The organism is Flavobacterium urocaniciphilum (assembly GCF_900110615.1).
Taxonomy (GTDB): Bacteria; Bacteroidota; Bacteroidia; order Flavobacteriales; family Flavobacteriaceae; genus Flavobacterium; species Flavobacterium urocaniciphilum.
Map to the genome: position 1 here is coordinate 423,411 of NZ_FOEI01000002.1, position 25,758 is coordinate 449,168.

16 protein-coding genes are annotated in these 25,758 nt (G+C 31.4%); 6 read left to right on the plus strand and 10 right to left on the minus strand.

Annotation, left to right across the window (positions count from 1 at the left end; genetic code table 11):
* Positions 1-83: 83 nt before the first annotated feature.
* The 5 genes from rpoC to BMY86_RS06105 all read left to right on the plus strand — a co-directional run bounded on the left by rpoC (position 84) and on the right by BMY86_RS06105 (position 13,645).
* Positions 84-4,391, plus strand: coding sequence for a DNA-directed RNA polymerase subunit beta' (gene rpoC / locus BMY86_RS06085; protein WP_177177136.1), 4,308 nt, complete (start codon positions 84-86; stop codon positions 4,389-4,391).
* A 175-nt stretch (positions 4,392-4,566) separates the two neighbouring features.
* A complete protein-coding gene (locus tag BMY86_RS06090; RefSeq protein WP_091466494.1) occupies positions 4,567-4,875 on the plus strand; it encodes a DUF3467 domain-containing protein in 309 nt (102 codons plus the stop codon).
* Positions 4,876-5,017: 142 nt separating this feature from the next.
* Entirely contained in the window at positions 5,018-11,101 is a 6,084-nt protein-coding gene (locus BMY86_RS06095; RefSeq protein WP_091466497.1) for a T9SS type A sorting domain-containing protein, read from the plus strand.
* 87 nt (positions 11,102-11,188) lie between these two features.
* The gene (locus BMY86_RS06100; RefSeq protein ID WP_091466500.1) at positions 11,189-11,686 is read left to right on the plus strand and encodes a GNAT family N-acetyltransferase; all 498 of its coding nucleotides are present in this window, start codon (positions 11,189-11,191) and stop codon (positions 11,684-11,686) included.
* Positions 11,687-11,869: 183 nt separating this feature from the next.
* Positions 11,870-13,645 carry a fibronectin type III domain-containing protein gene (locus BMY86_RS06105; RefSeq protein ID WP_177177137.1) on the plus strand — a complete coding sequence of 592 codons (1,776 nt, stop codon included), beginning with the start codon at positions 11,870-11,872 and terminating at the stop codon, positions 13,643-13,645.
* 77 nt (positions 13,646-13,722) lie between these two features.
* Here the strand turns inward: BMY86_RS06105 and rluF are convergent, their stop codons facing one another.
* From rluF to BMY86_RS06120, 3 genes are all read right to left on the minus strand, one after another.
* A complete protein-coding gene (gene rluF, locus BMY86_RS06110; RefSeq protein WP_091466504.1) occupies positions 13,723-14,511 on the minus strand; it encodes a 23S rRNA pseudouridine(2604) synthase RluF in 789 nt (262 codons plus the stop codon).
* Positions 14,512-14,609: 98 nt separating this feature from the next.
* Positions 14,610-15,389 (minus strand): zinc ribbon domain-containing protein, encoded by a 780-nt coding sequence (locus tag BMY86_RS06115; protein WP_091466506.1) that lies wholly within the window; start codon positions 15,387-15,389, stop codon positions 14,610-14,612.
* Between the two features lie 4 nt (positions 15,390-15,393).
* Entirely contained in the window at positions 15,394-16,485 is a 1,092-nt protein-coding gene (locus tag BMY86_RS06120; protein ID WP_091466509.1) for a Nif3-like dinuclear metal center hexameric protein, read from the minus strand.
* A gap of 52 nt (positions 16,486-16,537) precedes the next feature.
* Between BMY86_RS06120 and lpxK the strand changes: the two genes are divergently transcribed.
* Positions 16,538-17,548 (plus strand): tetraacyldisaccharide 4'-kinase, encoded by a 1,011-nt coding sequence (gene lpxK / locus BMY86_RS06125; protein ID WP_091466867.1) that lies wholly within the window; start codon positions 16,538-16,540, stop codon positions 17,546-17,548.
* Here lpxK and BMY86_RS06130 read toward each other — a convergent pair.
* The 7 genes from BMY86_RS06130 to BMY86_RS06160 all read right to left on the minus strand — a co-directional run bounded on the left by BMY86_RS06130 (position 17,536) and on the right by BMY86_RS06160 (position 25,757).
* On the minus strand, positions 17,536-19,704 hold the full coding sequence (locus tag BMY86_RS06130; RefSeq protein WP_091466511.1) for an ATP-binding protein: 2,169 nt from the start codon (positions 19,702-19,704) through the stop codon (positions 17,536-17,538). The genes lpxK and BMY86_RS06130 overlap by 13 nt on opposite strands.
* Before the next feature lie 39 nt (positions 19,705-19,743).
* Positions 19,744-20,748, minus strand: coding sequence for a type I glyceraldehyde-3-phosphate dehydrogenase (gap, locus tag BMY86_RS06135; RefSeq protein WP_091466514.1), 1,005 nt, complete (start codon positions 20,746-20,748; stop codon positions 19,744-19,746).
* A gap of 49 nt (positions 20,749-20,797) precedes the next feature.
* A complete protein-coding gene (gene lipA / locus BMY86_RS06140) occupies positions 20,798-21,664 on the minus strand; it encodes a lipoyl synthase (protein WP_091466516.1) in 867 nt (288 codons plus the stop codon).
* A 209-nt stretch (positions 21,665-21,873) separates the two neighbouring features.
* Positions 21,874-22,707 (minus strand): energy transducer TonB, encoded by an 834-nt coding sequence (locus BMY86_RS06145; RefSeq protein ID WP_091466518.1) that lies wholly within the window; start codon positions 22,705-22,707, stop codon positions 21,874-21,876.
* A gap of 92 nt (positions 22,708-22,799) precedes the next feature.
* Entirely contained in the window at positions 22,800-24,044 is a 1,245-nt protein-coding gene (locus BMY86_RS06150) for an MFS transporter (RefSeq protein ID WP_091466522.1), read from the minus strand.
* 52 nt (positions 24,045-24,096) lie between these two features.
* Complete coding sequence (locus BMY86_RS06155) at positions 24,097-24,660, minus strand: RNA polymerase sigma factor (protein WP_091466525.1); 564 nt, start codon at positions 24,658-24,660, stop codon at positions 24,097-24,099.
* Positions 24,651-25,757, minus strand: coding sequence for a glycosyltransferase (locus BMY86_RS06160; protein WP_394332563.1), 1,107 nt, complete (start codon positions 25,755-25,757; stop codon positions 24,651-24,653). The genes BMY86_RS06155 and BMY86_RS06160 overlap by 10 nt, the downstream gene beginning before the upstream one ends.
* Between the last annotated feature and the right edge of the window lies 1 nt (position 25,758).

Here is a 25,758-nt window from a genome sequence, read left to right on the forward strand (position 1 = left end):
TAATTCGAGGTAGTAGTTTAATGAGAAAAAATGCATCAAACTAAATCCAATTTTTAATTGAAAATAAATCAATAGTAGAAACTATGATGAATAATAGAAACAAAGACAAAAACGCTGGTGTAAAAAGATTTAATAGAATTACTATTGGTCTTGCTTCTCCAGAATCGATGTTGTCAGAATCAAGAGGTGAAGTTTTAAAGCCTGAAACGATCAACTATCGTACACATAAGCCAGAAAGAGATGGTCTTTTCTGTGAAAGAATTTTCGGACCAGTAAAAGATTTCGAATGTGCTTGTGGTAAATACAAAAGAATTCGATACAAAGGAATCGTTTGTGACCGTTGTGGTGTTGAAGTTACAGAGAAAAAAGTACGTAGAGATAGAGTAGGTCATATCAATTTAGTTGTGCCAATCGCTCATATCTGGTATTTCCGTTCACTTCCAAATAAAATTGGTTATATCTTAGGTTTACCTTCTAAGAAATTAGATATGATTATCTACTATGAAAGATATGTAGTTATTCAACCAGGTATTGCTAAAGGTCCAGATGGTGAAACTTTAAATAGATTAGACTTCTTAACAGAAGAAGAATATTTAAATATTTCGGATTCTTTACCAATGGAGAACCAATATTTAGATGATACAGATCCTAATAAATTCATCGCTAAAATGGGTGCTGAATGTATTATGGATTTATTAGCGCGTACTGATTTAGATGCTTTATCGTATGAATTACGTCACGCTGCTAATAATGAAACTTCTAAACAAAGAAAAACAGAAGCATTAAAAAGATTAAATGTTGTAGAATCTTTCCGTGAAGCAAATACTAATAGAGAAAATCTTCCAGAATGGATGATCTTAAAAGTAATTCCAGTTATTCCACCAGAATTACGTCCGTTAGTACCACTTGATGGAGGTCGTTTCGCAACTTCAGATTTAAATGATTTATACAGAAGAGTTATCATCCGTAACAATCGTTTAAAAAGATTAATGGAAATCAAAGCTCCTGAAGTAATCTTACGTAATGAAAAACGTATGTTACAAGAAGCGGTAGATTCATTATTCGATAACACTAGAAAAGCTTCTGCTGTTAAAACAGAATCAAACAGACCATTAAAATCTTTATCAGATTCATTAAAAGGTAAACAAGGTCGTTTCCGTCAAAACTTATTAGGAAAACGTGTTGATTATTCTGCGCGTTCAGTAATTGTTGTTGGACCAGAAATGAAATTGTTCGAATGTGGTCTACCAAAAGATATGGCTGCTGAACTATACAAACCATTCGTTATTCGTAAATTAATCGAAAGAGCAATCGTTAAAACAGTTAAGTCGGCTAAGAAAATTATCGACAAAAAAGAACCAGTAGTATGGGATATCTTAGAAAATGTAATCAAAGGACATCCAGTATTACTAAACCGTGCTCCTACGCTTCACCGTTTAGGTATCCAAGCGTTCCAGCCTAAGTTAATTGAAGGAAAAGCAATCCAATTACACCCATTAGTATGTACGGCTTTCAACGCCGATTTCGATGGTGACCAGATGGCGGTTCACTTACCTTTAGGTCCAGAAGCAATTTTGGAAGCACAATTATTAATGTTAGCTTCACATAATATCTTGAACCCTGCGAATGGTGCTCCAATTACGGTACCTTCTCAAGACATGGTACTTGGTTTATATTATATGACTAAAGAAAGATTATCTACACCTGAATTAGAAATTAAAGGTGAAGGTTTAACTTTCTATTCTGTTGAAGAAGTTCACATTGCATTAAACGAAGGAAGATTAGACTTAAATGCACGTGTTAAAGTTAGAGCGAAAGACTTTAATGAAGCAGGTGAATTAGTATATCAAATTATCCAAACTACTGCAGGTAGAGTATTATTTAACGAAGTAGTACCTGAAGCAGCTGGTTATATCAATGAAGTTTTAACTAAGAAATCTTTAAGAGATATTATTGGTAAAATTTTAGCAGTAACTGATGTTCCTACAACTGCAGCTTTCTTAGATGATATGAAAGATATGGGATATAAATTCGCCTTCAAAGGAGGATTATCATTCTCATTAGGGGATATCAGAATTCCAGAACAAAAAGAAAAGCTTATTGCTGATGCAAGAGAGCAAGTAGATGGTATTTCTATGAACTATAACATGGGTCTTATTACTAATAATGAGCGTTATAACCAAGTTATTGATATCTGGACATCTGCAAATGCTCAATTAACAGAATTAGCAATGAAAAATATCCGTGAAGATCAACAAGGATTTAACTCTGTATATATGATGCTTGACTCTGGAGCGAGGGGATCTAAAGAACAGATTCGTCAGTTAACTGGTATGCGTGGATTAATGGCTAAGCCTAAAAAATCTACTGCCGGTGGTGGTGAAATTATTGAAAACCCGATCCTTTCTAACTTTAAAGAAGGTTTATCAATCTTAGAATACTTCATTTCTACGCACGGTGCTCGTAAAGGTCTTGCCGATACGGCTCTTAAAACTGCCGATGCAGGATATTTAACAAGAAGATTACATGACGTTTCTCAAGATGTTATCATTAACTCTGTTGATTGTGGTACTTTAAGAGGTGTTGAAGTTTCTGCTTTAAAGAAAAATGAAGAAATCGTTGAAACATTAGGAGAAAGAATTTTAGGACGTGTTGCATTACAAGATGTAATTAATCCATTCGATTCTCAAGTTTTAGTTCATGCTGGTGAACACATTACGGAAGCAATTGTTAAAGCTATTGAAGCTTCTCCAATTGAAAAAGTAGAAGTTCGTTCTGCATTAACATGTGAAGCTGAAAAAGGAATTTGTGCTAAATGTTACGGACGTAACTTAGCAACTGGTAAAATGGCACAAAAAGGAGAAGCTGTTGGAGTTATTGCTGCACAGTCAATTGGAGAGCCAGGTACACAGTTAACACTTCGTACGTTCCACGTTGGAGGGGTTGCTGGAGGAATTTCTGAAGAATCTAGCATTGTTTCTCGTTTCGCTGGTAAATTAGAAATCGAAGATTTAAAAACAGTTAAAGGAGAAGATGTAGATGGAAACTCTATCGATATCGTAATTTCTCGTTCAACTGAATTAAAATTAGTAGATGTTAATACTGGAATCTTATTAAGTACTCATAATATTCCTTATGGTTCTACAATTTTCGTTAAAGACGGAGATACAGTAGATAAAGGAGCTACTATTTGTAAATGGGATCCATATAATGGTGTAATTATTTCAGAATTTACTGGTAAGGTTTCTTATGAAGATATCGAACAAGGACAATCGTTCTTAGTTGAAATCGATGAGCAAACTGGTTTCCAAGAAAAAGTAATTTCTGAAGCTAGAAATAAAAAATTAATTCCAACATTACATATTTATGGTAAAGATGGTGAATTAATTAGATCGTACAACTTACCAGTAGGTGCTCACCTTATGGTAGATGATGGTGAGAAAATTAAAGCGGGTAAAGTTTTAGTAAAAATCCCTCGTCGTTCATCTAAATCAAGTGATATTACAGGAGGTTTACCAAGAATTACGGAGTTATTAGAGGCTCGTAATCCTTCTAACCCAGCTGTTGTTACTGAAATTGATGGTGTTGTTACTTTCGGAAAAGTTAAGAGAGGTAACCGTGAGTTGTCTATTGAATCTAAATTTGGTGATGTTAAGAAATATTTAGTTAAATTATCTAACCAAATCTTAGTTCAAGAAAACGACTTCGTAAAAGCGGGTATGCCATTATCTGACGGAGCAATTACTCCAGATGATATCTTAAGAATTCAAGGACCTTCTGCTGTTCAACAATACTTAGTAAACGAAATTCAAGAAGTTTACCGTTTACAAGGGGTAAAAATCAACGATAAACACTTTGAAGTGGTTATTCGTCAGATGATGAGAAAAGTAAGAATCCAAGATCCAGGTGATACATTATTCTTAGAAGATCAATTAGCACACACTTCAGACTTTATTGTTGAAAACGATAAGTTATACGGAATGAAAGTTGTTGAAGATGCTGGTGATTCTACGAATTTAAAACCAGGACAAATTGTTTCTCCAAGAGAATTAAGAGATGAAAATTCATTATTAAAACGTGAAGATAAAAACTTAGTTTCTGCGAGAGATGTTGTTACTGCTACAGCTACACCTGTATTACAAGGTATTACTAGAGCATCGTTACAAACTAAATCATTCATTTCTGCGGCGTCGTTCCAGGAAACAACTAAAGTATTAAACGAAGCAGCAGTAGCTGGTAAAATTGATACATTAGAAGGATTGAAAGAGAATGTAATTGTTGGTCATAGAATTCCTGCTGGAACTGGTATGAGAGATTATGATAATATTCTTGTAGGTTCTAAAGAAGAGTACAGCGAATTAATGGCTGGAAAAGAAGAATTCAGCTACTAATTAATAGTATTTGATATATTTTTAAAAACCTAACAGATTTTTTCTGTTAGGTTTTTTTTAATTAAAAAATATACTTAATCTTGTAATAATCTTATATGAACTTAATAACGTATTCTTAGTCGAAGTAACTTCAAAAAAAACTTATAAGACTTATATGTTTAAAAATTAATACAAAATGGAAAATAACAATCAAGAAGGTCAAATTAATATTGAATTAGACGAAAAAGTAGCGGAAGGAATTTATTCTAACTTAGCTATTATTAATCATTCTAATACAGAATTTGTGTTGGATTTTATTTCGCTAATGCCGGGAGTTCCAAAAGCAAAAGTGAAGTCAAGAATAATTTTAACACCCCAACATGCCAAGCGTTTACTTAAAGCTATGCATGACAATATTCAAAGATTTGAAAGTATTCATGGTCAAATTAAAGAAGAGGAGCAACCTCCAATTCCTTTAAATTTCGGACCAACAGGACAAGCGTAATTAAGAGCCTTTCATTTTGAAAGGTTTTTTTTGTGCATTTTGTCGGATTATTGTTTTTTTTGTCGGTAAATTATCGCTATTTGTTAAATTCATTCTATTTTAGTCTACTTTTTTAGAAATATTAACAAAAACCAAATTATCAATGAAAAAACTTTACTTTAACTTTGAAAAAACGAAGTATACCAATAAGGTGTATTTGTTTTTTTTAATGTTGTTTTGTTTGTTTGTTAATTCAAGTTATTCGCAAATTGGTGTAACGGTTACAAATAATACAAATACAACACCAAACTTAGCAGCAAGTTACACATCACTTGCTAATGCTTTAACAGATTTAAATGCTGTTACAGCAATGTCTGGTCCTGTAACGTTAACTTTAGCGGCAGGGAATGAAACAGCTCCGCCAACAGGTCTTATACTTGGAAGTGCATCTTTAAATGCTGTTTTAAGTGCAACAAACACAGTTACTATTACCGGTACTGGTGCTACAACAATTTTAAATGCTGGAATTGGTACTGCTACTCCTGCATCTACAGTTCCAGATGGTATTTTTAAATTAGTTGGAGCAGATTATGTTACCTTAAATGCTATAACTTTTACGGATTCTAATACAACAAATCCTGCTTCAATGGAAGTAGGATTAGGTATGTTTAAATTATCTGCTACTGATGGTTGCCAAAATAATACAATCCAAAATTGTATCTTTAACATGCAACGTGTAAATAATGCTAATGCTACCGCTCCAATGGTTGAAGGGTCAGTTGGTATTGCCTTAATGAACTCTACAGCAATTGCGTCTACAACAGCATTAACAGTTACAGCGGCTTCAGGTGCAAGTTCAAATAATAAATTTTATGGAAATACTATTAATGGTGGAAACTATGGTATTGTTTTAAGAGGTTTTACAGCAGTTTCCCCTTTTACATTAGCAGATACTAACAACGATGTTGGAGGTGCTTCTTTAGCTACAGGTAATACAATATTAAATTTTGGTGGAGCTGCAGCTGCAGCTAACCCTTCAGCAGGAATTAGAATTGTGGATCAATGGGGAGCAAATATTTCTTATAATAATATTAATAATAATAATGGTAGTGGTGTTAATCACGTTTCAACTTTAAGAGGGATTGTCACTTCAGGAGGTACTTCTGCTTCCATAAATATCAATAATAATACTGTTTCAATTCAAAGTGGTGCTACTACTTCACAATTGGATGGAATTAATAATGGTATCGGATCTACTGCAGCATCAAATACAGTTAATATTAATAATAATACGGTTTTATTAGGATACCCTAATGTTGCAGCTGCAGGTAATACAATTAATGGAATTATTAATTCAGGATCTGCTTCAGTTGTTAATGTGAATTCAAATTCTGTTTCTCAAATTTCTGGTGTAAATTTATATGGAACAGGAAGTTGGGTGATGATTGAAGGAGGTTCTCCAGGTGGAACTTTAAGTACTTCGAATAATATAGTTAGCAATATTGTAAGAGCTGGAGCAAGTGGAAATATAAGAGGAGTAAAAGCAACAACTCCTACTGGAATGTGGACTTGTACAGGAAATTTAGTAGAAAATATTAGTTATTCATTAGCTACATCAACAGGTAATATAGATGGTATATATGATCTTTCTTCTGCTACTTTAACAAACATCTATAGCAATATTGTTAGAAATCTTTCTACACCAACTACCGGAATAATTCAAGGAGTTAGAGTGAATACAACTGCTGGAACACATTCTTGTAGCAATAATCAGGTTTATAATTTTTCAACTACTGCTGGTGGTGCAGGAGGTGGAACCTTTACTGGTATTTCTTATGGTGTTGGTGTTACATCAATTTTTGGTAATACAATTTATAATTTAAATAGTACAGGAACAACTGGTGGTACAGTTGGTACAATAACTGGTCTTTCTCAAACAGGTGGTACAACAAGCTCTATGTATAATAATAAAGTTTATAATTTATCATCAACAAGTACTGGTGCAACAATTATTGGTATAAATTCTTCAGTAGTTACTACAAGTTCAATTTATAATAATTTAATTGGAGATTTATTTGCTCCAGCTGCAAATGTTGTAAATGCTATAAGAGGTATTGATGTTTCTTCTACTAACGCAAATGTTTATCATAATACTGTTAATATTAATGCAACAAGTACAGGAACAAATTTTGGTTCTAGTGCATTAAATGCGTCTGCAACAACAAATTTAGATTTAAAAAATAATATATTTTTAAATGCTTCAGTTGCAAATGGTACAGGTTTAACAACAGCTTATAGAAGATCTACAACAGTTTTAACAGCTTATTCAACAGCTTCTAATAATAATTTATTTTATGCTGGTACACCTAGTGCAACAAATTTAATATTTAATGATGGTACAAATAGCGATCAAACATTAGCTGCTTTTAAAGCTAGAGTTACTCCTAGAGAATCATCATCAATTTCTGAAAATCCAACATTTGTATCAACAACTGGATCAAATTCAACGTATTTACATATCAATACTGTAACTCCAACTGGAATTGAAAGTGGAGGAATGGCAATTGGATCAGTAACTACAGATTTTGATAATGATATTCGCCAAGGGAATGTTGGATATGTTGGTACTGGTTTAGCTCCAGATATGGGTGCTGATGAATTTGAAGGAGTTTCTACTACTCCAGTTTGTTCGGGAACACCTGCTTTAGCAAATACATTAACTTCTAACAATAATTTCTGTGTAGGAAATTCAACAATTTTATCTTTAGATGTTAATTATACAACATTGGGTATAAGTTATCAATGGGAATCTTCTATGGATAATATTTCATATTCTCCAATTGGAAGTGCAAATTTATCATCATATACTGCTTCTCCAATTTTTTCAACATGGTATAGATGTGTTGTTTCATGTTCTGCTTCTGGTTTATCTATGACTTCAACTCCAGTGCAAGTAAATATTAATATGGCAACTTTTGCTACAATTCCTTTAACTGAAAGTTTCGAATCTACATGGATAACATCATGTGTAACAGCACCATTAGGTGAAGATGTACCTAATAATTCATGGAGAATGATTAAAGGTGTTGATGCTGATGCTTCATGGAGAGCCGATAATACGACTACAACTTTAAGTGGTTGGTTATCAGTAAATGGAGCTTATACACCAATTTCACAAAATGGCGCTAGATCTGCAAGATTTCATTCATATAATGTTTCTCCAGCGGGAGACAAAGGATCATTAGATTTATATGTTAATTTATCACCTGCAGGTACTAAAGAATTATCATTTTACTACATTACTCCAAATACAGGAATTGATCAATTAGAATTGTTTTTATCAACAGATGGAGGTGCAACATTCAATCCTTTGGCAACAACTCCAGCATTAGCAGCGCCAACAACTGCTGTTACTACTTGGACAAATGTTAAAGCTAATTTAGCTACTAATTCAGCTACATGTGTAATTAGATTCAGAGCAACTGGAGATAATGGATCTTTTGATATTGGTTTAGATAACGTTTCAATTACTTTAATTTGTAGTGGAGCTCAATCTATTACAACTTCACCAAATGTTTCAATTTGTAATGGAGATTCAACAGTTTTATCGGTTTCAAGTGCTAATGATCCAAATCATAGTTATGTTTGGTCACCAGCTACAGGTTTAAGCGCAACTACTGGTTCAAGTGTTACTGCAAATCCTACAACTACTACTACATATACAGTTACTGCAACTGATTTGATTGGTGGTTGTGTTACAACAGGTTCTATCGTTGTTACAGTAAATCCTGCTCCTACAGCAGTTACTGTTACACCAGCTAATGCTCCAATTTGTACAGGTAGTATTCAACAATTAACTGCTACAGGTGGTAAATATATTATTACTTCACTTTCTGGAACTGGAGCAAGTACTTCAGTAGGAAATACAACAGGATCTACTTTAGGTCCAAATCCTCTACAGAATTATTATGGAGGAAATAAGCAACAGTGGATTTATACTGCTGCAGAATTATCGGCTTTAGGTTTAGTTTCTGGTACTCAAATTAATTCCATTAAATTAGAATTAGTTAATGCAAATACTACAGTTGCATTGTCAAATTTAGTGGTTAAAATGAAAAATACTACTACTGGTAGTTTTGCTTCTACAACTGCATGGGAAACGGGTTTAACTACAGTTAAAGCTGCAGGAAGTTATACTCCTGTTGTTGGTTTAAATACATTTACTTTTGACGTTCCATTTACTTGGGATGGAACAAGTAATTTAGTTATCGAAATGAACTACAGTAATAATAATACTGGTGCTGGTTCTAATTATAACACTGCAAAATATAGCCCAACTGCTTTTGTAAGTACAATTTTCTATAGAAATGACACTCAAACTGCTGCAGTAATTGATGCTTTTGTTGGTGCAGCAAACTATACTTACAGTTCTAGAAATGACGTAACATTTGGTTATTATGTAAATGCGCCAGTAACATGGTCACCAATTACAGATTTATATACTGATGCAGCTGCTACAATTGCTTATACAGGAACTGCAACAAATATGGTTTATACAAAACCTACTGCAGGTATAACTTATACGGCAACTGCAACTTTAGGAGGATGTACGAAATCTAATACATCTGTAGTTTCATTAGTGCCAAACACTTCAAACTCAACAACTGCTTCGGCATGTGATTCGTATACTTGGTCAGTAAACGGTGCAACTTATACTTCATCTGGAACGTATACTAATGTAGTTGGATGTCATACAGAAACGTTAAACTTAACAATTACTCCAAGTACTTCAAATTCAACAACTGCTTCGGCTTGTGATTCATATACTTGGTCAGTAAATGGTGCAACTTATACTACATCTGGAACGTATACTAATGTAGTTGGTTGTCATACTGAAACGTTAAACTTAACGATTACTCCAAGTACTTCAAATTCTACAACGGCTTCGGCTTGTGATTCATATACTTGGTCAGTAAACGGTGCAAATTATACTTCATCAGGAACGTATACTAATGTGGTTGGTTGTCATACAGAAACGTTAAACTTAACGATTACTCCAAGTACTTCAAATTCAACAACGGCTTCGGCTTGTGATTCATATACTTGGTCAGTAAATGGTGCAACTTATACTTCATCAGGAACGTATACTAATGTAGTTGGATGTCATACAGAAACGTTAAACTTAACGATTACTCCTAGTACTTCAAATGCTACAACTGCTTCGGCTTGTGATTCATATACTTGGTCAGTAAACGGTGCAACTTATACTTCATCAGGAACGTATACTAATGTGGTTGGTTGTCATACAGAAACGTTAAACTTAACGATTACTCCAAGTACTTCAAATGCTACAACTGCTTCGGCTTGTGATTCATATACTTGGTCAGTAAACGGTGCAACTTATACTTCATCAGGAACGTATACTAATGTAGTTGGATGTCATACAGAAACGTTAAACTTAACAATTACTCCAAGTACTTCAAATTCTACAACTGCTACGGCTTGTGATTCATATACTTGGTCAGTAAACGGTGCAACTTATACTTCATCAGGAACGTATACTAATGTAGTTGGATGTCATACAGAAACGTTAAACTTAACAATTACTCCAAGTACTTCAAATGCTACAACTATTTCAGCTTGTGATTCGTATACATGGTCAGTTAATGGAGCAACATATACTTCATCAGGAACGTATACTAATGTATCAGGTTGTCATACAGAAACGTTAAACTTAACGATTACTGTTGCAACAATTTCAGGTTCTTCTACACAAGTTATTAATGGTGGTATTGCTACTGATGTAACTATTGAAGATATCGTTGTTACTTCAAATGGTACTGTTACTTGGTACGCGTCTGCTTCTGATGCTGCTGCAAATATTAATCCATTACCGGCTGGAACAGTATTGAATAATGGCGACATTTATTATGGTGTTACAAATATTGGTTCTTGTAGAAGTACTGTTTTAGCAGTAACGGTAACAGTAGTTTTAGGAACTGAAAGTTTCGATTTAAATGAATTGAATTACTATCCAAACCCTGTTCAAGAAATGTTTAATATCAAGTATAATAGAAATATTACAGATATTCAAATTTTTGATTTATCAGGAAGAATGGTGAAATCACTTCAGCCAAACACAGATATGGTAGAAATTAATTTAAGAGAATTATCTTCTGCAATGTATATTGTAAAATTAAAATCTGAAGATAATAAGCAAACTGAAATTAAAATTGTTAAAAAATAATTTCAAAGTATTATAATTTAAGATGGACTAGCCTTTTGGTTAGTCCATTTTTTTTACTTTTGATTTAAATTATAATGAAACATAAAAATGTTACAATTAAGGAAAATTGAAAAAGATGAATTGTCAATAATAAAAGATTTGGCATATGAAATTTGGCCAGATACTTATAAAGAGATTTTATCTGAAGAGCAATTAAACTATATGTTAGAAAAATTTTATTCTATTGATAATTTAGAAAGTCAAATGAATAATGGTCAGATTTTCGAATTGTTATTTGAAGAAAGTCAAATATTAGGTTTTGTGGCTTATGAATTCAATTGTAACCAATCAGATAAATTAAAAATTCATAAAATTTATTTGTTGCCAGGAACTCAAGGAAAAGGATTTGGAAAATTTATGATAGATCAAATCATTAGTGGAGCTAAAAACAACAATCAAAAAGGAATTTTTTTAAATGTAAATAAATATAATAAAGCAAAATTCTTTTATGAAAAAATCGGATTTATAATTGTAAAAGATGAGGTAATTGATATTGGGAATAATTATGTAATGGATGATTATGTAATGGAGTATGTTTTCAAATAAAATCATTTCAAAAAATATAAAGCTATAGAAATCAAGGTTTAATTGGTCTCTTTTTTTTGTTTTTCGCTGGTATTTAAAGCGTTACGAAAATTGTAGTTCTTTTGTAGTAGTCGATTTCTTATTTTTTAGAATTAGTTTTTATTCATTTGCGCCATAATTAATTAAATGAATAAAAATTATATCATGAAAAAAATTACTTTACTTTTATTGATGATGTTTAGTACTGTCTTTTACGGACAATTAAGTAACTATACATTTACTCAAACTGCAGGAACTTATACACCTGTAACAACACCAATAACAGTTATTAATGGAAATGTAGATTCTGCCGTTTCTCCTTTAACAAATATTGGATTCAATTTTATTTTAGACGGAACATCATTTACTCAATTTTCTGCTACATCAAATGGATATATTAGATTAGGTGTAACAGGAAGTACAACTGCATATACTCCAATTAGTTCAATTGGTCAAGGTCCAGCGATTGCTTTTTTTGCAAGAGATGGTAAAACGAATGGAGCAGTAGTTTATGAATTAACAGGTTCAGCGCCAAATAGAGTTTTAACTATCGAATATCCTAATTATTTTATTGATTGGTCTGCAACAGGTAATACTTTATCAGCTCAAATCAAACTTTATGAAGGAACAAATAAAATTGAAATCGTATATGGAGCTTCTGCTAAAGTAAGTTCTTTTACTGGTCAAGTAGGTTTAGTTTCAAATACTAATAATAATTATTCAAACAGAACAACAACTACAGATTGGTCGGCAAGTGCTAATGGAGGAAGTAATGCAAGTACTATGACTTGGTCTGCAACTGTAGGTCCTGCAAACGGATTAACATATACTTGGAATCCACCAACATGTTTAGGTCCAACTAGTTTAAATGCAAGTAATTTAAATACGAATGATGCAACATTAAATTGGACTGCTTCAACAAGTAATCCTTCAAATAATTATGATGTATATTGGAGTACTTCAAATACTGCTCCAACGGGTTCTACAACACCTTCGGCTTCAAATGTTACTTCTGGTTATATTGCAACAGGTTTAAATCCAGCAACAACATATTATTGGTGGGTAAGGGCTAATTGTGGAAGTGGTGATACAAGTGTTTGGGTTTCGGGAACTAGTTTTATTACAAACTGTGCTTCAGAAATTGCACCAACAGCATTACAAAATTTTGAAACATTTACTGGTACAGCTCCAAGTCCAATTTGTTGGTCTGAAGCAACTGGTGTAATCGCTCCAAACTCTATTTTAACGTATACAGATAGTCAATGGCGTTTAAAAACAAATGGATTTGCAAATATTAGTGCTGCAAATAAAGGTGCTTCAATTAATTTATTTAATAATAAAAAAGAATGGTTAATTTCTAATGCTATCGATTTAGGTTCAAATCCTGGAGATTACCAATTAAGATATAAATACGCAGTAACTTCTTATAATGGAACTGCTGCTCAAACTACATTAGGTTCACATAGTATTAGTGTTATTATTTCTACAGATGGTGGAACTACATGGTCTGATTCAAATTTAATTAATTTATATACTGGACCTGGAAGTTTTTCAAATACAGGTGTAGATGAAATTGTACCGCTTAATGGTTATAGCGGAGTAGTAAAAATTGCATTTGTAGCTACTGCTTCTAATACAACAACAGATGTCGATTTTCATATTGATGATTTTGTAATTGAACCAAATGCATTAAGTTCTGAAAATATTGTTTCCGATTTAAATGCTATTGTTTTTGTAAAAGATAATCAGATTACTATTTCAACTGGAAATTTATCAATGAATACTATTACAGTTTATGATTTACAAGGAAGAACATTAATTTCTAAAAATGGAATGAATACTTCAAATGTAGTTTTAAATGAATTAACAGTTAATAATCAGATGGTTTTAGTTGAAATTCAAACTGAAAAAGGGAAAGTAACTAAAAAGGTTATTTTATAATTGTATTTTTTATTAAAAGAAAAGCCGTATTGAAAAATACGGCTTTTTTGATTTTATAAAAGTTTTGAAAATTGTAATTATCGATTTCTTTTATCGTAATTTCTACTTCCATAATTGGTTTTCTTTTCACGTAATATACTCGCTTCTTCCGTTTTACTTGATGGTTCAATAAGAGAATTCAATTCGGTGATTTCTTTTTCAGTTAATTCACGATATTTTCCAACAGGTAAATCTAATGTGATATTAATGATACGGATTCTTTTTAAAGTTGTTACTTCATAATCTAAATATTCACACATTCTTCGAATTTGTCTATTTAAACCTTGTGTTAAAACAATTTTAAACACAAACTGACTAACTTTTTCTACTTTACATTTTTTAGTTACTGTATCTAAAATTGGTAAACCATTACTCATTTGCTTAATGAAAGTATCCGTAATTGGTTTGTTCACTGTAACGATGTATTCTTTTTCGTGATTGTTTCTAGCGCGTAAAATTTTGTTTACAATATCTCCATCGCTAGTCATAAATATTAAACCTTCACTGGCTTTATCTAATCTTCCAATTGGGAAAATGCGCTCAGGATAATTGATATAATCAACTATGTTATCTTTTATACTTGTATTGGTAGTACACTCAATTCCGGCAGGTTTATGGAAAGATAAATAGATGTGTTTTTTATTGGCATTAGTAACAAGTTCACCGTTTACACGAACTTCATCACCAGGCGCAACTTTTGTTCCTAATTCAGGGGTTTTTCCGTTAATCGTAATTCTGCCTTCTTCTAATAATCTATCGGCTTCTCTACGAGAACAAAACCCAGATTCGGATAAATATTTATTAATACGTACTAATTGTTCTTGCATTTGGCAAAGGTAGTTAAAGCGAGCTTGTGAAACAATCTTTTTTTATTTCTAGTATTAAAGCAAAAAAAATCCCGATGAAAATCGGGATTTAATTTTTATTACATTTTAGCGAAAAGCTTTTCCATTTTTTCTCTTTCCTCATCAGCTAAAACACTGTCAACTAAAATACGTCCACTGTGTTCGTCTGTTAAGATTTTCTTTCTACCAGCAATTTCCATTTGAGTTTGTGGTGGAATTGTAAAGAAAGAACCAGCAGAAGCACCACGTTCAATAGAAACAACAGCTAAACCGTTTCTAACGCTTCCTCTTATTCTATCATAAGCATTTAATAAACGCTCCTCGATTTTTTCTCTGTACTCTTTAGATTTTTCAGATAAGAAATTTTCGTCTTTTTCTGTTTCAGCCATAATATCACTTAATTCAGCTTTTTTATGTTTTAAGTGATTTTGTTTGCTGTCTAATTTTTCTTTAGTTTGAGCAACAACTTCTTTTTTGTTTTCGTAAGAAGCTTTCATTTCTTTAATGTGCTTTTCAGCTAATTGAATTTCAAGTTCTTGAAACTCGATTTCTTTAGATAAAGAATTGAATTCTCTGTTGTTACGAACATTTTTTTGTTGTTCAGAATATTTCTTAATTGATGTTTTAAAATCATCAATATTATTCTTTTTTTCCTTGATTTGGTGGTCAATTGAACCTAAATCTTCGTTTAATTTTTCTAAACGCTTTGTTAATCCAGCTACTTCATCTTCTAAATCTTCCACTTCTAAAGGTAATTCACCTCTTACATTTCTAATTTCATCAATTTTAGAATCGATTAACTGTAAAGCATAAATTGCTCTTAACTTTTCTTCTACGCTTAGTTCTTTTGTATTTGCCATATTGTTAAAAATATTTAACCGGATTTGTATTTACTTCTGATAAAATGATTGCAAAATTAGTGATTTTTTCTTTAAGATAATCAACAATATAATTTTTTGTATATCTTTCACTTTCAAAATGTCCAATATCTGCCAAAAGTAGCTTGTTTTCGGCTTCATAAAATTGATGATATTTTAAATCGGCAGTCAAAAAAGCATCCGCACCAGCTGAAATTGCATTTTTTATTGCAAAACTTCCACTTCCGCCTAAAACAGCAACTTTTTTTATTTCTTTATTCAAAAAGGCACTGTGTCTAATGCCACCACATTCCATTTTTTCCTTTACATAGTTTAGAAAATCATGTTCTTTCATCGGTTGATCTAATTCACCGATCATGCCTAAACCGATATTTTGATGGGCATTTTCAATGTTGTAAACTTCATAAGCTACTTCTTCATAAACATGATGCGTGAAAAGTGCTTTTAAAATATTCTTTTGAAGATGTTTCTCAAATATGACTTCAATTTTAATTTCTTGAGATTCTACAAATTCAAATCGGTCTCCATATTCAGGGTTGCTGTTTTCATTACCCATATAGGTTCCAATTCCTGAACTGTTAAAACTACAATCTTCATAATTTCCAATGTTTCCAGCGCCAGCTTCAAACAATGCATTTCTTAATTTTTCTGCATTATCAGGCTGTGTATAGGTAATTAACTTTTGAATAAAATTTTGTTTAGGAATCAATATTTTGGTGTTTCTTAATTTTAATGCGTCCGAAAATATTTTATTAACTCCTTTTTGATGATTATCCAAAGCAGTATGAATGGCGTAAATGGCTATGTCGTTCTTAATAGCTTTTAAAACCGCACGTTCAACATAATTTTTACCCGTAATTTTCTTCAATCCTGAAAAAAGAATTGGGTGGAAGCAAACGATCAGATTACATTTTTTATCAATAGCTTCATCAATAACTTCTTCCAAAGCATCATGACAAACTAAAATTCCTGTTATGTCATTTGAATGCCCGACTAATAATCCAACATTGTCAAAATCTTCGGCATAAGCTAATGGTGCTAATTCTTCCAAATATTTTGTGATTTCTGATAATTGCATGAGTTTTGTAAAATTTTATTATTTCAAAGATAAAAAAACTTATTTTCGTAGTATGAATTTATTAAGAAAAATACTTTTTCCTGTCGGATTTATATATTGGTTGGTGACTTTCATTAGAAATTGGTTGTACGATATAAATTTCTTTAAAAGCAAAAGTTACAATTTGCCTGTTATTGCTATTGGAAATTTGAGTGTAGGCGGTACTGGAAAAACGCCACATACCGAATATCTTATCCGATTATTAAAAGCTAATTATAAAGTCGCTGTTTTGAGTCGTGGTTATAAAAGAAGTACAAAAGGTTTTGTGTTGGCGGATTCAGCAATTTCTGCTGCTGAATTGGGAGATGAATCGTATCAAATTTTTTCTAAATTTCCAGATGTTACGGTTGCAGTTTGTGAAAATAGACAAATCGGAATTGAAACGCTTATTTCAAATTCAAAACCAGATATTATTTTATTAGACGATGCCTTTCAACATAGAAAAGTAAAAGCTGGTTTTTATGTATTGCTAACGGCTTATGATGATTTATTTTCAGATGATTATATTTTGCCTTTCGGAAATTTGAGAGAAAGCGCAATTGGAAAAAAACGGGCAGATTTGGTAATTGTAACTAAATGTCCACCTTCAATTTCTATTCAAGAACAAGATCTTGTGAAGAAGAAATTAAGTTTTGATGGACCAGTGTTTTTTACATCAATTGAGTATGATGAAAATGTATATAGTCAAACAGAGGTTGTAAAAGTTGCAGAATGTAAGCAAAATGAAAAACTAATTGTAGCTGGAATTGCCAAACCTGAATATTTTGTTGATCATTTACAATCGGAAAAAGATATTGTGAAAATTTATCCTGATCATCATAATTTTTCAGAAAATGAATTGTCGGAATTAAAAGAACTGACTCAGAATTTGAATTTAATTACGACTGAAAAAGATTATGTAAGATTAAAAGGGAAAGTAAATGATGTCAAACTTTATTACCTGCCTATTCAATCAAAATTCATAAAAGAAGCTGATTTATTTAATGAAACCATAAACAATTGGGTTAAAAATTATTTAACGTAAGCGTTTATCGTTTTGTAGAAATGTTCAGGATTGAAAGGTTTAGTAATTACTTCGTTCATTCCGAAAGAAAGTAACATTTCTCTATTCTCGTTTAATGAAATCGCAGTTAAAGCAATTACTGGAATTTCTTGGTTGAATTCTCGTATTTTTTCTGTTGCAATAGTACCGTTAATTCCAGGTAAATGAACATCCATTAAAACTAAGTCAAACTTATTATTTTTAACAGCTAAAATTGCATCTTCACCATTATCAATAACAGTACAAATCATTCCTTTGTTTTCAACCATTTTTTTAGTTATCATTTGGTTGATTTTGTTGTCTTCAACTAATAAAACATATTTATCTTTTAGGTTGTCAAAAGAATCGCTATTTTCAATAATACGATTAGGAGAATTGATTTTTTTAGCTTTTTCAAATTCTAAATTGAAATTGAATTTAGTTCCTTTATTTACTTCACTTTCTAAATGAATTTCTGTGTTTAAAAGCTCCATAATTTTCTTTACAATGGCTAACCCTAAACCAGTTCCTCCATATGTTCTGTTGATTTCAACCGATCCTTGAGAAAAACTATCGAAAATATTAGATATTTTATCGGCTGGAATTCCAATTCCGTTATCTTGAACAATGAAATTTAAAGTGATGTTGTTTTTTGATTCATTTACAACTTCAATTTTTAAGGTTACATCACCATTTTTCGTAAACTTAATAGCGTTATTAATTAAGTTAATTAAAACTTGAGATAATTTTGTTGGGTCGCCTAAAAAATATTCGTTGCCATTGGTGTTCATTTCTAATTTGAAATTAACCTCATTTTTAACGATAAATTCATTAAAGGATTGTTTGATGTTATTGATCAATTCAATAAGATTAAATTCAATTTTTTCTACATGAATATTAGTTGATTCTAAACGGTTAATTTCTAAGATATCATTAATAAAATTAAGTAAATAATTACCTGAAAATTCTAACGATTTTAAGTAGTTTAACTGACTAACTTTTGGTTTTTCTTGTAGTAATAAATAGGTAATTCCATTAATAGCGTTTAATGGAGTTCTAAGTTCGTGACTTACCGTTGACATAAATTCAGCTCTTGCTTTAGAAGCTCTTTCTGCTTTTTCTTTTTGTTCGATAAGTTCTTTGTTTTTTTCTTGTAAAATCTTGTACGTATTGTTTCTAATTTTATTGTTTTTGTATAAAGAAAAACTCAATAAAGATAGAATCGCAATTAATACGATACTCATAATACTTATTAATCGTGAAAAACGTATCGATTTTAATTGATTGTTTTTTTCCTTTTCTAAACGCTCAACAACTTCTAATTGATTATCATGAGTTTTTTTATTTACTAATAAATCAGTTTCGAAATTATTTGAATTTTTATTTTTTTCAAGATTTAAATATTTTTTTAAATAGAAGCTAGAAGATTCAAAATCGCCATTTTTTTCACTGATAGCAATTAAATTCGTCAATATTTTTTTCTTAGAAATACGTAAAGAACTTTTTTCAATCATATCATAAGCTCTTTTGGAATATTCAAAAGCTTTGTCGTAATCTTTTTTGGAATAATAAATATTGCTTAATTGATACAATGCTTCAATTTTACTGTTTTCAACATCATTAGCATCGTTTACAATTTTTTTGAAAGTAGTAATTGCATCATCTAATTTGTTCGTTGCCTTTTGTGTTAAACCTTTTTGTAGTTCAATTAAAGGTAATGCATCATCTAAATTTAATTGGTTGTAAATTTGATACGATTTATCAAAGTAAAGTTTAGCAATTTTGAAATTCTTTTTTTCTAAATACAGTTCTCCTAAAGAATAGTTGGTTTTAGCAACTTTAGAAGTAACTATTTTATTAATTTCATAATAATTAGAACATTTGATAAAGTATAAAATAGCTTGGTCGTAATTTTTATTTTCTAATTCTATGTTTCCTAAAAAATAAAAACAATCATATAAAGCTTCTTTGTTGTTTGTAGCTTTAGAATACTTTATGGCTAAATTGGTATAATTTATAGCGTCTTCTGAATTGTGTTTTTCTTCAAAGCTATAATTGGCAAGTTCTAAATAATAATTTATGCTATCTGCTTTGTTCTTCAGATTTTGAGAATAGGCGAAATATGTAATAAAAGAAAGTAAAAAGAGTATTTTTTTCATTTTTATTTACATATCGCTAATAGTTAGAATGTGTTAAAATTAGTAATTTTTTTTAGATAAAAAAACTATTAAGTCTATTAAACGAGATGAATAGCCAATTTCGTTGTCGTACCAACCTACAATTTTGACCATTTTATCAATTACTGAAGTCAATTGTGCATCAAAAACACATGAATTCGGATTGTTTATTACATCAACTGAAACTATTGGGTCTTCTGTATATGAAAGTATGTTTTTTAGTTCGTTTTCCGAAGCTTTTTTGAAGGCTGCGTTAATTTCTTCTATGGAAACTTGTCTTTTTACATTGAAGGTAATATCAGTTAAAGATCCGTCTGGAACCGGAACACGAATACCACAACCTCCAATTTTTCCATCTAATTCAGGGAAAATTTTAGTAATAGCTTTTGCCGCACCAGTTGTAGTTGGTATGATAGATTGTGAAGCACCTCTAGCACGTCTTAAATCTTTATGGGGTTGATCGTGTAAACTTTGATCAGTAGTGTAGGAGTGAACCGTAGTAATATAAGCTTGCTCAATACCGCATAATTCTTGAATTATTTTAAGCATTGGCGCCGCATTATTGGTGGTACAACTCGCATTTGAAATGATTTTTTCAGAACCATCTAAAATGTGTTCGTTTACACCTAATACTACTGTTTTAATGTTGTCATCTTCTGGTGGAGCAGATAAAATTACTTTTTTTGCGCCTGCAGAAATATGTAATTGTGCCGATTCTATTGTTTTGAATTTTCCAGTCGCTTCAATTACGAAATCAATATCTAAATCTTTCCAAGGTAATTTAGTAATATCACTTTCATGGAAAAATTGAAACTGTAAGTCACCAACAAGTAATGTTTCTTTATTTGTTGAAACATTCTCTTGCAATACTCCATGAATACTGTCGTATTTAACTAAGTGACTCATGGTTTTGATATCGGCAATATCATTTATAGCAATAACTTCAATATTTGGGTGATTTAGAAGTAAACGAAATAAGTTTCTTCCAATTCTTCCAAAGCCATTTATTGCAACACGTATTTTCAAATTTTATTATTGAGATATTGATGAATTTAATTTAACTAATGTTTCAAAATTAGTGAATATGTTTTTCTGCATGATAAGAAGAACGAACTAATGGTCCGCTTTCAACATGAATGAAACCTAATTCTTTTCCAATTTTTTCATATTTAGCAAATTGTTCAGGAGTAATAAATTCTTTAACTGGTAAATGCTTTTTACTTGGTTGTAAATATTGACCAATTGTTACTACATCAACTTTAGCATCTTTAAGATCGTGTAACGTCTGGATTACTTCTTCTTCTGTTTCACCTAAACCTAACATGATACCCGATTTCGTTCTGTTTAAACCTTGTTCTTTTAAGTATTTTAAAACGGCTAAACTTCTGTCGTATTTTGCTTGAATTCTAACTTCACGCGTTAATCTTCTTACCGTTTCAATATTATGAGAAACTACTTCTGGAGCTACTTCAATAATTTTGTCTAAATGTTTTTCGCTTCCTTGAAAATCAGGAATTAAAGTTTCTAAAGTAGTTTTTGGATTCATTCTTCGGATAGCTTTTACAGTTTCTGCCCAAATAATAGTTCCCATATCTTTTAAATCATCTCTATCTACACTAGTAATTACAGCATGTTTGATATTCATGATTTTGATAGAACGCGCTACTTTTTCAGGTTCTTCCCAATCAACATTTTCAGGGCGACCTGTTTTCACCCCACAAAATCCACAAGAACGAGTACAAATATTTCCTAAAATCATAAATGTTGCTGTTCCTTCACCCCAACATTCACCCATGTTTGGGCAACTACCAGAAGCACAAATGGTGTTTAATTTGTATTTGTCAACTAAACCTCTTAGTTCTGTATATTTTTGTCCAACGGGTAATTTTACTCGTAACCATTTTGGTTTTGGTGTTGGTGGAAAAACACTATCTGTAGCCATATTTTATTCTAAATAAATCTGATGCAAATATACAAAACACAAAAACAATAAATTCATATGTTTAGATTATATTTTTTTATGGTAACATATCCATCCTTTATACTAATTTGTTTTTTGCTAACGCTATGTTTTCTTGATGTGATTTCATAAAAAAACCACAAAATAAAATGTACTTTGTGGTTTTTAGTAATTAAGATGTAGTTGTAATATTATTCTTCTTCGATTTCTCTTAAATCTATTTTAATTGAAAAAGTACGCTCGCTATTTACAGCTTTACCATCAACCATTCCTGGAGACCATTTTTTGTTCATGGCTTTTAAAACTCTAATCGCTTCTTTTTCAAAAGCTATATCTGCATTGTTAACCATTCTAATATCAGTCATAGAACCATCTTTAGCAATTGTAAACACTAAGCTAATTGTTAAGAAATCTTTGTTGAAATTTGCAGGAACCTTGTAATTATCCGCGACAAAATTTCTAAACTTATCAATTCCACCTGGAAATTTAGCTTCAACACCTAACACTCCTTTATAAATACTATTTCCTGTTCCTTCCGTATTACTTGGTGTAGATGGAGTAGAAACTGTTCCGTTTGGCGTTCCAGCAGGTCCAGGATTTCCATTTGGATCACCATTTGGATTGTATGGCGTACTTGGAGTTGGGTTTACTGGCTCTTTTACAGGTTCAACCACAGTACGATCTACTATTCTTGGAGGAACATTTGTATCCGGCGTTAGGTTTTTTATTGGATTTGGTGTTCCTTTTGTTTTTGGTTTTTCTGGCTCTATTTTGTTTTTAATTTGTTTAATGACTACAACAGTTGGATCAGGTAATTTAGGTGCGTCAGGTTTTATAGGTTTAACATCGTCTGTAGTAAATGAAAATAATCCTAAACAAATGGCTCCAAATCCAATTCCGAAAAATAAGGCTTTTAAAGTTGTTGTATCGCTTTCTTTTCTTAATCTGTAAGCGCCGTAAGCTTTGTTACGATCTTCGAAGGCTACTTCTAGCCAACTGTCTCTTTGTACGTTGAAATTTGACATAATATAAAGTTTTTAAGATTGATATTTGCGTATATTATAAATCTTAATAAAAAATCGTGCCAAAAATACAATGAATGAATAATTTTATTGAATTATTCTGTATAATCTAAGTCAATATCGTGAGTTTCTGCAATCGTTAAAGTCGCGTAAATAGCCAATAGAAACACAATTATTCCAACGATTATTGCGCTGTTAATTACGCCAGAAGTTGGTTTAAAAAAATCGAAACCAATTAACATTACGGGTAATAATCCTCGTACCATATTCGGAATGGTAGTTGCAGCTGTACTTCTAATATTGGTTCCGAATTGTTCTGCACCAACCGTTACAAACATCGCCCAATAACCTGTTCCTAATCCGAACCACGCACAGAAAAAGTAATATGCATTCTCAGTTTTTGCAAATCCAGATAATAATAATGCTACACCAACAATAGTGAAAAGGATCATGTAAAAAATAGCTTTTTTTCTTGATTTTAAGTAATGAGATAAAAATCCGCTCGCAAAATCACCAGCAGAAATTCCAATATAACCCCACATGATGGCTTTACCAGGAACTAAGTTTTCAATTCCCATAGCATCTGCAAACTGATTCGCCATCAAAGCTAAAATACCAATACAATACCAAGTAGGTAAACCAATTAAAATACATTTAACATATTTTATAAATCGATCTTTTGAATTGAATAACATGAAGAAATTACCTTTTTCAACAGAAGTATCGTGTTCAATGTCTTTATAAATTCCTGATTCGGATACACTTACTCTTAATACCAATAAAGCTAAACCTAAAGCACCGCCAATAAAATATGAAGTTGTCCATTCTGAAGTCATTTGAACCGTTAATTGAGCAACAACAGCTCCTAATAATCCAAATCCAGCTACTATTGAAGTTCCAATAGCGCGTAAACTTTTTGGTAAAGATTCGGATACTAAAGTAATTCCGGCACCTAATTCGCCAGCTAAACCTATTCCGGCAATGAAACGTAATGCAGCATAAATTCCAACAATATTTTCTTGAGGAAATTGTGGTAAAAATCCGCATGCAATATTCGCTAATGAATACACTAATATTGAACCAAATAAAACCGAAAGACGTCCTTTTTTATCGCCTAAAATTCCCCAAAGAATTCCACCTAACAATAATCCAGTCATTTGCCAATTGATAATGGTTGTGCCTGCTTCGTCAACGTTAACACCTAATGAATTTAAACTCGGAACACGAACAATTCCGAAAAGTAATAAATCATAAATGTCTACAAAATAACCTAATGCTGCAATGACAACAGGGATTGAAAAAAGATGTTTTAGTTTTTCAGAAAAAGTAAAGTTTTCCATTGGTTTAATAAAGTTTTGCCAAACCTAATGAAAATTTTTATGAAGTAAAAATCTATTTTCCGCTTATAATTTCGGCTAATAATTTTTTAGCACGAAGTAATTTTATTTTGATGTTATTCAATGGCTCATTCAATTGTTCGGCCATATCTTGATAGCTCATTTCTTGAAAATAACGCAATTGTATAACTTCTTGATAAGCAGGTTTTAACTGTTTAATTTGTTGTAAAAGTTTAGATAAGTTTTGTTCGGTGATGATAGTGTCTTCAACAGTCGGAGTGTCGTCTAAAACTTGATTCGCAATACTGTCTTCTTCGTCGGTAATTTCTAGAAATAGCGTTGATTTTTTCTTGCGAAGCATATCAATATGTACATTTTTCGCAATAGTAATTAACCAAGTGTTGAAACCAAATTCCGGATTGTAAGTACTAATTTTATCAAATGCTTTTGCAAAAGTTTCAATTACAATGTCGTCTGTATCAGTTTCGTTTTCAGTACGTTTAAGCATGTAGCCATACACTTCATTCCAATAATAATCGAGAAGAAACGTAAAAGCAACTTGATCGCCTTGTTTTGCTTTTTGAATGTATTTTAATATTTTTTCTTGTTTTACTTCCAATGTACCGGTTTAAAAATCAGGTTTGTAAAAAAAACTCTGATTTGTGTAAAAATTAAAATGATTTCAAAAATTGGATACCAAACTATAATGTCTTTTTCGTTTAATTTCGCAGCTCCGTAACCTAAAACTATCCAATTAAAAATATATCGGAAGCCTAAAACACTTGCTACAATAATCCAATTATATTGGAAAGATAACAAAATTATTGCCAAAGTAATGCAAAGAACTTGTGAAATAAAAAATAAAGCTAATTGAAACTTGTCAAAACCTTTATAGTGCTTTGCAGTTGATACGTGTCTTCTTTTTTGTAAAAACCAATCTTTATAGGTTGTTTTTGGTTTAGAATACGTAAAACCTTCAGGGTTGTAACAAAGTGCAGTATTGGCTTTATTAGCTGCTTCATTAATGAATAAATCGTCATCACCTGAACGTACTCGGATGTGATTGATAAAGCCATTTACATTAAAAAACTCCGATTTTTTATACGCTAAATTTCTGCCAACACCCATATAAGGTTTTCCAATTTTCGCCCAAGAAAAATATTGTATAGCGGTTAAAACGGTTTCGTAACGGATGATTTTGTTTAAAAATGAACCTTTAATTTTTTCATATCCACCATAACCTAAAACGATGGTTTTTTTGAAAGAAAAATGCGATGTCATTTCGGTAATCCAATTTTCGGAATTCGGACAACAATCGGCATCAGTGAATAATAAATATTCGTTTTTAGAGGCTTTTATTCCTAAAGTTAATGCGAATTTTTTGTTTCCCCAAAACGCTTCATTATTTTTAACTTTAACTAATTTAATAAACGAATATTGTTTTTCATATTCTTCTAATAAATCAAGTGTTTCATCGCTAGAAGCATCGTCAATTAAGACTAATTCGTAGTTTGGGTAATTTTGAGAAACTAAAATAGGTAAAATCTTTTTCAGATTTTCGTATTCATTTTTGGCGCAAACCAGTACAGAAACAGGAATGCTTTTTGGAGTGTCTTTCTTTGGTTGAACAAATGAAAAACGACTAAAAACAACCGATTGATAAATGAATTGAATGACAAAAAATACTAAAAATGCAATAAAAAGTATAAATAAAATT